Source organism: Rhodococcus sp. NPDC057529 (genome assembly GCF_042802055.1).
Lineage (GTDB): Bacteria > Actinomycetota > Actinomycetes > Mycobacteriales > Mycobacteriaceae > Rhodococcus_F.
On record NZ_JBHVEY010000058.1, the window covers coordinates 1 to 8,928 of the forward strand.

The 8,928-nt window shown below is 68.9% G+C and carries 9 protein-coding genes; all 9 read right to left on the reverse strand.

Features of this window, described 5'->3' with window-relative positions; translation table 11 throughout:
• Nucleotides 1-317: 317 nt before the first annotated feature.
• Entirely contained in the window at nt 318-1,814 is a 1,497-nt protein-coding gene (locus tag ACFU5V_RS42875; RefSeq protein WP_378707476.1) for an amidase, read from the reverse strand.
• Complete coding sequence (locus ACFU5V_RS42880; protein ID WP_378707478.1) at nt 1,811-2,773, reverse strand: helix-turn-helix domain-containing protein; 963 nt, start codon at nt 2,771-2,773, stop codon at nt 1,811-1,813. The genes ACFU5V_RS42875 and ACFU5V_RS42880 overlap by 4 nt, the downstream gene beginning before the upstream one ends.
• An 11-nt stretch (nt 2,774-2,784) precedes the next feature.
• Nucleotides 2,785-4,083 carry a phenylacetate--CoA ligase PaaK gene (gene paaK, locus ACFU5V_RS42885; RefSeq protein WP_378707480.1) on the reverse strand — a complete coding sequence of 433 codons (1,299 nt, stop codon included), beginning with the start codon at nt 4,081-4,083 and terminating at the stop codon, nt 2,785-2,787.
• Between the two features lie 32 nt (nt 4,084-4,115).
• Nucleotides 4,116-5,213: a 1,2-phenylacetyl-CoA epoxidase subunit PaaE gene (gene paaE, locus ACFU5V_RS42890; protein ID WP_378707482.1), complete on the reverse strand. Its 1,098-nt coding sequence runs from the start codon at nt 5,211-5,213 to the stop codon at nt 4,116-4,118.
• A gap of 2 nt (nt 5,214-5,215) precedes the next feature.
• Entirely contained in the window at nt 5,216-5,725 is a 510-nt protein-coding gene (paaD, locus tag ACFU5V_RS42895) for a 1,2-phenylacetyl-CoA epoxidase subunit PaaD (RefSeq protein WP_087559854.1), read from the reverse strand.
• A 1-nt stretch (nt 5,726) separates the two neighbouring features.
• Nucleotides 5,727-6,644 carry a 1,2-phenylacetyl-CoA epoxidase subunit PaaC gene (gene paaC / locus ACFU5V_RS42900; RefSeq protein WP_378707485.1) on the reverse strand — a complete coding sequence of 306 codons (918 nt, stop codon included), beginning with the start codon at nt 6,642-6,644 and terminating at the stop codon, nt 5,727-5,729.
• A 49-nt stretch (nt 6,645-6,693) separates the two neighbouring features.
• Nucleotides 6,694-6,999 (reverse strand): 1,2-phenylacetyl-CoA epoxidase subunit PaaB, encoded by a 306-nt coding sequence (gene paaB / locus ACFU5V_RS42905; RefSeq protein WP_072936989.1) that lies wholly within the window; start codon nt 6,997-6,999, stop codon nt 6,694-6,696.
• Nucleotides 6,996-7,949 carry a 1,2-phenylacetyl-CoA epoxidase subunit PaaA gene (gene paaA / locus ACFU5V_RS42910; protein ID WP_087559856.1) on the reverse strand — a complete coding sequence of 318 codons (954 nt, stop codon included), beginning with the start codon at nt 7,947-7,949 and terminating at the stop codon, nt 6,996-6,998. The genes paaB and paaA overlap by 4 nt, the downstream gene beginning before the upstream one ends.
• 86 nt (nt 7,950-8,035) lie before the next feature.
• Nucleotides 8,036-8,827 (reverse strand): enoyl-CoA hydratase-related protein, encoded by a 792-nt coding sequence (locus ACFU5V_RS42915; RefSeq protein ID WP_378707487.1) that lies wholly within the window; start codon nt 8,825-8,827, stop codon nt 8,036-8,038.
• Nucleotides 8,828-8,928: the final 101 nt, after the last annotated feature.

An 8,928-nucleotide genomic window follows, 5' to 3' on the forward strand; every position in this document is an offset into this window, starting at 1 on the left:
CTCGGTAGCGGCGTGTGTGTGGTAACCACACCGATACCGGAGGTCCTCACCTATTCCTGTTCGCCACGCCGTTCACAACCTGCCTGGGAACTACAACTAGCTGTTCTCACTGGCTCACCTCCTCGCTGATCGGATGCATCGAGGTTAAGTGTGATCCAAATCATTAAGCAACGTTAAGTTGCGGGAGTCTTCCCCCCGCGGACACACCAGCGGCGACCGGGACCGCAAAGGACCGCGGAGTGACGGACAACGAAAGTTGCCGCTGGCGCGGGTCACAACTTAACGTTGCTGAACCCCGTCGGAAGTCCTCGACGTCGTCAGCCCACGAAGATCGACGGATGGCGGTCCTTCCACGGCACCGCCTGCTCCAACTGCGCGGCCACCTGCAGCAGCAGATCCTCCCTGCCGGTGGCCGCGACGAGTTGGATCCCGATGGGGAGGCCCTCCCGGCTCAGCGCGAGCGGGAGACTGATCGCGGGGTTCCCGGACACGTTGAACGGGGCGGTGAACGGCCCGAACTCGAAGATCCGGCAAAGCCACGAGCGCACACTGTGCCCGGGGTCGTCGTAGTCGAGGGTGCCGTGCGGCACCGGCAGCCACGCGACGGTCGGGGTCACCAGCAGATCGAATCGGGTGAAGAACAGCCCGATGGGACGGGTCACCCGGTGCTGCGCGTCGAGTGCGGCCGCAACTTCGAGTGCCGTGAACGCCTGGGTCTCCTGCAGCACTGTCCGCGAGACCGCCTCGAGCAGAGCAGGATCGGGTCTTCGGGGGGCGCGGAGGATCGCCGCACCGGTGGCGACGGCGGTGAGAGCCGACGCCTCGACGACATCCTCCGCGTCGAACTGCGGCCGGGTCTCGGTCACGGTGTGGCCGATCCATTCGAGGATCTCGCCGGCGGCGACCGTGGCCGCCGACACCTGCGGGTCGATCGAACTCCCGCCCCACGGCTCGGTCATCAGGGCCACCCGCAGCCGGCCGGGATCGGCGTGCACCGCGTCGGCGTACCGGACGGACCGCGCCGGGGCGGTGTACTTCTCCCCGACCGGCGGTGCCGCGACCGCGTCGAGGAGATGGGCGGTGTCGCGGACCGTTCGGGTGAGGGCGAACTCGTAGATGTGCCCGAACCCGGCCTCACCGACCAGTGGGCCGCAGGGGATTCGGCCGCGGCTCGGCTTCAGGCTGACGAGCCCGCAGCAGGAGGCAGGCACCCGCAGCGACCCGGCGCCGTCGTTGCCGTGCGCCAGCGGAACCGCCCCGGCGGCGACGAGCGCCGCGGAGCCACCGCTGGACCCGCCGGTGCCGCGGTCGAGTGCCCACGGATTGCGTGTCGGCCCGTACCGCACCGGTTCCGTCGCGAAGTTCAGCCCGAATTCCGGTGCGGTGGTCTGACCGAGCGCCACCAGGCCGGCAGCCCGGAACCGGGCCATCAGTTCGTGGTCCACGGCGGCGACGGCGCCGCGGATGCTGCGGCTACCGAGGGTGAACGGCACACCCTTCGCGAACGGGCCGCTGTCCTTGACGACGAACGGCACCCCCGCCAGCGGACCGTCGGGTCGGTGATCGAGCGCCGGTTCGAACAGGGGCAGGGTCAGTGCGCCGAGATCGGCGTCGGCCTGCGCGATCGCTGCGCGCGCAACGGATTCGACTTCCGCCGCCGTGACCTCGCCCGCACGGATCAGCGCACGCAGACCGACGGCGTCGAGCCGGGTGTACTCGTGCAGTTTCAGCGGTCCCACTCCTCCGGTCGCGACGACCGAATCAGTCTGGCCTGCGGGGCGGCGGCGCGCGACCGAATTGTGCGCCGACCTCACACGCTGATCGACAGGAGTTCCTGTTCGCGGAAGGCTCGCGGCGACACCCCGTACGTGTCCTTGAACAGCCGCGAGAAGTGCGAAGAGTTGACGAGACCGTGCCGGGCACAGATGGTTCCGATGCTCTCGCCGCGGAAGCGGACGTCCTTGAGATCGCGGCGGCACTTCTCGAGCCTGCGGTGACGGATCCACCCGGCCACTGTGTGCCCGTCCGCCTCGAACGTCTTCTGCAGGTGCCGTGTCGACACGTGGTGGTGGGACGCCACCGTGGCGGTGTCGAGCGCGGGGTCGTGCAGGTGCGCGTCGATGAACGACTTCACACGGAGCAGCAGTGTCGCGCCGGGAGCGGTGGCGTCGGCCGGTGCCTCAGCCTGCACCGCGGCACTGAGCAGGTCGACGACCGCGTCCTCGACGAGGGGGGTCGTCGGCATCGTGCCGGTCACGACGGAGTGGTGGAGGTTCGTCAGGAACGGCGAGACGAGCGCGCCCATCCCGGTGCTGCCGCGGATGCGGCGCGCCGATACCGTGCCCAGTTCCCGCGAGGCGATGCGCAGCAGTTCGCGGGGAAACATCAGCACGAACATGCTGAAGTCGCCGGCGAAGTGCAGGTCGTACGGCTTGCTGGTGTCGTAGACGGCGAAATCGCCGGGCCCGAGCACGGCCTCACGGTCGTCCTGGACGATGACGCCGCAGCCCGCCAGCTGCAGGCCCACCTTCACCAGGCCGGGGTCGGACCGCTTGATGGACGTGCGGGTCCGCCGGATGTCCACCGCCCGTCCCCCGACCTCGCTGAGCTGCAGTCCGCCGAGCGCGGTGGTGCGCAGGGTCCCGGTGAACGTGGCCTCGCCGTCCTCGGCGGTGGACACCACGGCGAGCGGGACGAACGCCGTGGAGACGGCCTGCCGCCAGTGTTCGAACTGGCCGTCGTCGTGACGCGCGTGTTCACCACCGAGACGCACCTTCGATCACCTCACAGAGCGGAGCGGTTGTCGATCAGTCGCCGTGCCTTGCCGAGCGACCGCTCCAGTGCGCCGGATGCCACCACGTCCACCTTCACGCTCACTCCGATGCGGTTCTTGACCAGCTTCTGGAGTTCGGCGGCGGAACGGGGGTGATCGGTGGCGGACGCGTCGGGGCGGGCTTCGACTCGTACGGTCAGTTCGTCCATCCTACCGGGGCGGTCGAGGATGCACTGGAACTGCGGGGCCAGCGCGGAGACGGTGAGGATCAGTTCCTCGATCTGGGTGGGGAACAGGTTCACCCCGCGCAGGATGATCATGTCGTCGGTGCGGCCGGTGACCTTCTGCATCCGCCGCACCGACCGCGCCGTGCCCGGCAGCAGGCGGGTGAGGTCGCGGGTGCGGTAACGGATGATCGGCATGGCCTCCTTGGTGAGCGAGGTGAAGACGAGTTCGCCCTCCTCGCCGTCAGGGAGGACGTCGCCGGTGACGGGGTCGATGATCTCCGGGTAGAAGTGGTCTTCCCAGATGTGCAGGCCGTCCTTGGTGTCGACGCATTCCATCGCCACACCGGGGCCCATCACCTCGGACAGTCCGTAAATGTCGACGGCGTCCATGTTCAGCTGCTTCTCGAGTTCGGTGCGCATCTCCTCGGTCCACGGCTCCGCGCCGAACACCCCGGTCCGCAGCGACGTCTTCGACGGATCGATGCCCTTCTTGATCATCGCGTCGACGATCGTGAGCATGTACGACGGGGTCACCATGATCGCGTCCGGTTCGAAGTCCTCGATCAGCTGGATCTGCCGGTCGGTCATGCCCCCGGACATCGGGATCACCGTGCAGCCCAACCGTTCGGCGCCGTAGTGCGCGCCGAGGCCGCCGGTGAACAGGCCGTACCCGTACGCGACGTGCACCTTGTCGGAGGGCTTGACGCCGCCGGCCCGCAGGCTCCGGGCGATCAGGTCGGCCCAGTTGCTGATGTCGTTCGCGGTGTACCCGACCACCGTCGGCCGCCCCGTGGTGCCGGACGAGGCGTGGATGCGGGAGACCTTCTCCTGCGGCACCGCGAACATCCCGAACGGGTAGTTCGCCCGCAGGTCCGCCTTCGCGGTGAACGGGAACTTCGCCAGATCGGACAGGTCCTTCAGGTCGCTCGGGTGCACACCGGCGTCGTCGAACGCCTTCCGGTAATGCGGAACGTTGGTGTACGCGTGGAGAAGTGACCACTGCAGACGTTCGAGTTGCAGCGTCGAGATCCGGTCGCGCGTGGCGAACTCGATGTCCTGCGAGGGGGTGGCGATACTGGTCATTCTAGTCTCCGGGGTGGGCGGGCTGGGTAAGGTCAGGCGTCGAAATCGACGGTCACGTTGTCGCTGACCGGGAAGGTCTGGCACGTCAGCACGAAGCCGGAGTCGACCTCGTAGTCCTCGAGCGCGTAGTTGCGGCGCATGTCCACGTCACCGCACGTGATCTTGGCGCGGCACGTTCCGCAGACGCCGCCCTTGCAGGCGAACGGAAGGTCCGAGCGGTAGTTCTCGGCGGCGTCGAGGATCGACTCGTCCCGCGGCAACGTCGCGGTGGTCGAGCGGCCGTCGAGGACGAGGGTCACCTCGCTGCTCGGCCCGGTGACGCCGGGTTCGCGGTGCTTCTCCATCGGCGGCGGGACGTCGTCGACGAAGAACAGTTCGTGGTGGATGCGGCTCTTGTCGATCTGCAGTTCCCCGAGCACCGTCTCGGCGTCGGTGACCATCCCGAACGGGCCGCAGAGCCAGAAGTGGTCGATGTCGGCGAGCGGCACGATGGACGTGAACAGGGCACGCAACCGGTCGGCGTCGAGGCGCCCGGTGAACAGTTCCACCTCGCGGGGCTCGCGGGACAGGACGTGCACCACGTCGAAACGGGACCCGTACGTGTCCTTGAGGTCGGCGATCTCCTCGGCGAACATCACCGAGCGGGTGCGCCGGTTGCCGTACAGGAGAACGACTTCGGCCTCGGGGTTCGCGAGCATCGACGCGGCGATCGACAGCATCGGGGTGATGCCCGATCCGGCGGCGATCAGCACGTGCCTGCCGCCGGCCTCGGGGTCGGCGACGAACGATCCGCTCGGGCCCTGCACCTCGATCCGGTCGCCGGGCCGGACGTCGCGGACGAGCCACGTCGAGAACAGGCCGTCGGACACCTCGCGCACACCGACCCGCGGCGCGGAACCGGCAGGTGCGCAGATGGAGTACGAGCGGCGGTGCTCGACGCCGTCGATCGTGCGCCGCAGGGTGAGCGACTGGCCGGGGCCGAACGCGAACTCGTCGGCGAGGTCGGCGGGGACGTCGAACGTGACCGCGACCGCGTCGTCGCAGAGGGATTCGACGTCGGCGACGGTGAGCGTGTGGAATGCCCTGTTGCGCAACGCCGCGCCGGGCTTCGGGGACACCGCTGTGGTCATGATCAGATTTCCTTCACGTGATCGAAGGGTTCGAGGCAGTCGAGGCACCGGTACAGCGCCTTGCACAGCGTCGCCCCGAATTCCGAGTCGAGACGGGTGTTGGCGGAGTGGCAGACCGGGCACGTGACGGCCCGCGGCTTGACAGTGAGGGTCAGCGGGACGGGCCCGGACGTGCGCAGCGGCGCGGGACCCGGTGTCGAGTAGCCGTTCTCGCGCAGCTTGCGCCGGCCGTCGTCGCTGATCCAGTCGGTGCTCCACGGCGGGGTGAGGACCGTCCGGACCTCGACGCTGCCGAAGCCGGCGTCCTGCAGGGTGTGCTCGATGTCGTCGCGCATCGTGGCCATGGCGGGGCACCCGGAATAGGTGGGGGTGATGGTGACGACCACCGATCCGTCGGCGTGCTCCTCGACGTCGCGGAGCACTCCCAGATCGGCGAGCGTGAGCATCGGCATCTCCGGGTCCAGGACGGACTCGGCGAGGCGGCGGGCGTCGCTGCGCACTGCGGTGGTCATGTCACCACACTCCTTCCGGATGGGCCCGGGCCACGCTCTGCATCTCGGCGAGCAGCAGTCCGAGGGCCTCGGTGTGCAGGCCCTGACGTCCGGCCCGGCCGCCGACGGTGCCGACGGTGCGGCCCGTGGGGGCGGTGAGTTCCGCAGCCTTCAGCACCTGGGCGAGGACGGTGTCGAATTCCTCGCGGAGGTCCCGCGGGTCGACGCCGACACCCACCCCTGCGAGGGCAAGTTCCTCGGTGGTCGGGGTGAAGAGTTCCTCGACGTACGGCCACACCCGGGCGAGGGCGTCCTCCATGCGCGACTTCGACTCCGCCGTACCGCAACCGAGCGTCACCACCCACCGGGCGGCGTAGTCGCGGTGGTAGGTGAGTTCCTTGACGCCCTTCACGGCGACCGCCGCGAGAACGGGGTCGCGGGAGGTGCGCAGGCGGTCGAACAGGGCCAGCCGCCACGTGGCGAAGACCAGCAGTCGTGTGACGGTCTGCGCGAAGTCGCCGTTGTCGAGTTCGGTGAGACGGGTGTTGCGGAACCGGTTCTCGTCGCGGAAGAACGCGAGCGCGTCCTCGGCGGGAATCGGGCTCGTGTCCGAAATGAACGGCACCACCGACGCGTCCGCGGCGGCCGCCCGGGCGAGCAGCAGTCGGGCCTGACCGAGCAGGTCGAGGCCGACGTTCGCGAGTGCGACCTCCTCCTCGAGTTCCGGTGCGCGCGTGCTCCACTCGGCGAGCCGCTGCGAGCTGATCAGCGCGTCGTCGCCGAGCATCAGGCAGTAGCCGGCCAGGGCGGCGAGGTCGACGTCACCCGGAACCGTGGTGTCGACGCCGGCCAGGGGGTCGTCGAAGCTGGTGCCGAAAGCCCACTGGCCGTGGCTGTCTTCGTCGACGAGGCCGTCGTAGGCGTTGTCGTGGTCGGTCATCGGTACATCCTCGGAATTCTCGTCGGCCTGCGAAACGGTCTGGGCCGGGTCACATGTGGGGAACGTTGTCGGGGATCTCGTAGAACGTGGGGTGCCGGTACACCTTGTCGCCGCTGGGCGCGAAATACGGGTCCTTCTCCGACGGGCTGGACGCCACGATCGAACTGGACCGCACCACCCAGATGCTCACACCCTCGTTGCGCCGGGTGTAGACGTCCCGCGCGTGCCGGACGGCCATCTCGTCGTCGGCGGCGTGCAGGGATCCGACGTGGACGTGGTTGAGTCCGCGCTTGCCCCGCAGGAACACCTCGTACAGGGGCCAGTCCGCGCGCACCGCGGTGTCGTCCGTGCTCATCGTGCGTTCTCCTTGTTGCTCTCGCGGCGGGCGAAGGCCGTTGCGGCCTCCCGCACCCACGCCCCGTTCTCGTGTGCTGCCCGCCGGTTGGCGACGCGTTCGACGCTCGAGGCGCCGTTGCCCTTGATCACCTGCATGAACTCGCTCCAGTCGGGCTCCCCGAAGTCGTGGGCGCCGCGTTCGGCGTTCCACTTCAGGTCCGGATCCGGGAACGTCACGCCGAGGACCTCGGCCTGCGGGATGGACATGTCGACGAACCGCTGACGGAGTTCGTCGTTGGTGTGCCGCTTGATGCGCCACTTCATGGACTGCTCGGAGTTCGGCGACTGGTCGTCCGGCGGTCCGAACATCATCAGCGCCGGCCACCACCACCGGTTCACCGACTCCTGCACCATCTCCCGCTGGGCGTCGCTGCCGCGCATCATCGTCATCAGCAGTTCGAAGCCCTGCCGCTGGTGGAACGACTCCTCCTTGCAGACCCGGATCATCGCACGGGCGTACGGCCCGAAGGAGCTGCGGCACAACGGCACCTGGTTGCAGATCGCGGCGCCGTCGACAAGCCAGCCGATGACTCCCACGTCGGCGTAGGTGAGCGTCGGGTAGTTGAAGATCGAGGAGTACTTCTGCTTGCCCTCGATCAGCTTCTCGGTGAGGTCGGCGCGGTCGGCACCGAGTGTCTCGGCGGCCGAGTACAGGTACAGGCCGTGCCCGGCCTCGTCCTGGACCTTCGCCATGAGGATCGCCTTGCGACGCAGGGACGGCGCGCGGGTGAGCCAGTTGCCCTCCGGCTGCATGCCGATGATCTCCGAGTGCGCGTGCTGCGCGATCTGCCGGATCAGCGTCTTGCGGTAGCCGTCGGGCATCCAGTCCCGGGGCTCGACCCTCTGGTCGGCGGCGATGGTGTCATCGAAGAGCGTTTGCAGCTCATCGGAAGCGTGTGACGTGGTCATATGTCCTACCTCTATTACCGAATGATCGGTTGGTATCAAGTATGCATGTCAGCCCTCGCCCACACAAGGGCGGGAGCCGAATTACGTCAGTGTCCTTCGAAGGTGGGCGTGCGTTTCGCGAGGAACGCGTCGACCGCACTGCGGTGGTCCTTCGACTGCCCGAGCGCGTCCGCGGCCTCACGCTCCCGCTCGAGCGCCTCCGACAGCCCCGTGGACGCCGCCGAGACCAGGGACTTGACCTGCGCATACGCGGCCGTGGGGCCGTCGGCGAGCTGCCGCGCCAGCGCGACGGCCGCGTCCCCGAGTTCGGCGTCGGGCACCACCCGGTGCACCAGCCCCCAGTCCAGCGCCTGCGCGGCGGTGAACCGGTCGCCGAGCATCATCAGCCCCGTCGCGCGGCTCGCCCCGAGCGCCTCGACGAGCGTGTGACTGAGGCCAGAGTCCCCGGCCAGGGCGATCCCGGTGAACGCGGTGGCGAACTTGGCGCCCTCCCCCGCGATCCGGATGTCCCCGGCGAGGGCGATGCCGAGACCCGCCCCGACGCACGCCCCGTTGATCGCGACGACCACCGGCACCCGGACCCCGGCCAGCGCCCGGAGCAGCGGGTTGTAGTGCTCGGCGACGGTGTCCATCGCGTGGGCGGGATCGGCCTCGAGCCCGGCCACGTGCTCGGCCAGGTCCTGGCCGACGCAGAAGTTCTTCCCCTCCGCCGCCAGCAGCAGGGCACGCACACTGTCGTCGCCGGCCACCTTCTCGACCGCGGCGAGCAACTGTTCCTTCACCGCGCGGTCGAGCGCGTTGGACGCGCCCGCCCGGCGCAGGGTGATGGTGGCCAGTCCCGCGTCCACGGAAAGTCCGATCACGTCGTTACTGCTCATGAGAATGCGCCTCCTGCTGGTTGTGGTGGGTGGCCTCTCAGGACCAGGTGTAGAAGCCGTGGCCGGTCTTGCGGCCGAGTTCACCGCGGGCGACCTTCTCG

What these genes read in the sequence shown, in the direction of transcription:
- paaK (WP_378707480.1), bottom strand. Translation starts at nt 4,083, where the DNA reads ATGACCAGTATCGCCACCCCCTCGCAGGACATCGAGTTCGCCACGCGC.
- paaE (WP_378707482.1), bottom strand. Translation starts at nt 5,213, where the DNA reads ATGACCACAGCGGTGTCCCCGAAGCCCGGCGCGGCGTTGCGCAACAGG.
- paaD (WP_087559854.1), bottom strand. Translation starts at nt 5,725, where the DNA reads ATGACCACCGCAGTGCGCAGCGACGCCCGCCGCCTCGCCGAGTCCGTC.
- paaC (WP_378707485.1), bottom strand. Translation starts at nt 6,644, where the DNA reads ATGACCGACCACGACAACGCCTACGACGGCCTCGTCGACGAAGACAGC.
- paaB (WP_072936989.1), bottom strand. Translation starts at nt 6,999, where the DNA reads ATGAGCACGGACGACACCGCGGTGCGCGCGGACTGGCCCCTGTACGAG.
- paaA (WP_087559856.1), bottom strand. Translation starts at nt 7,949, where the DNA reads ATGACCACGTCACACGCTTCCGATGAGCTGCAAACGCTCTTCGATGAC.
- ACFU5V_RS42915 (WP_378707487.1), bottom strand. Translation starts at nt 8,827, where the DNA reads ATGAGCAGTAACGACGTGATCGGACTTTCCGTGGACGCGGGACTGGCC.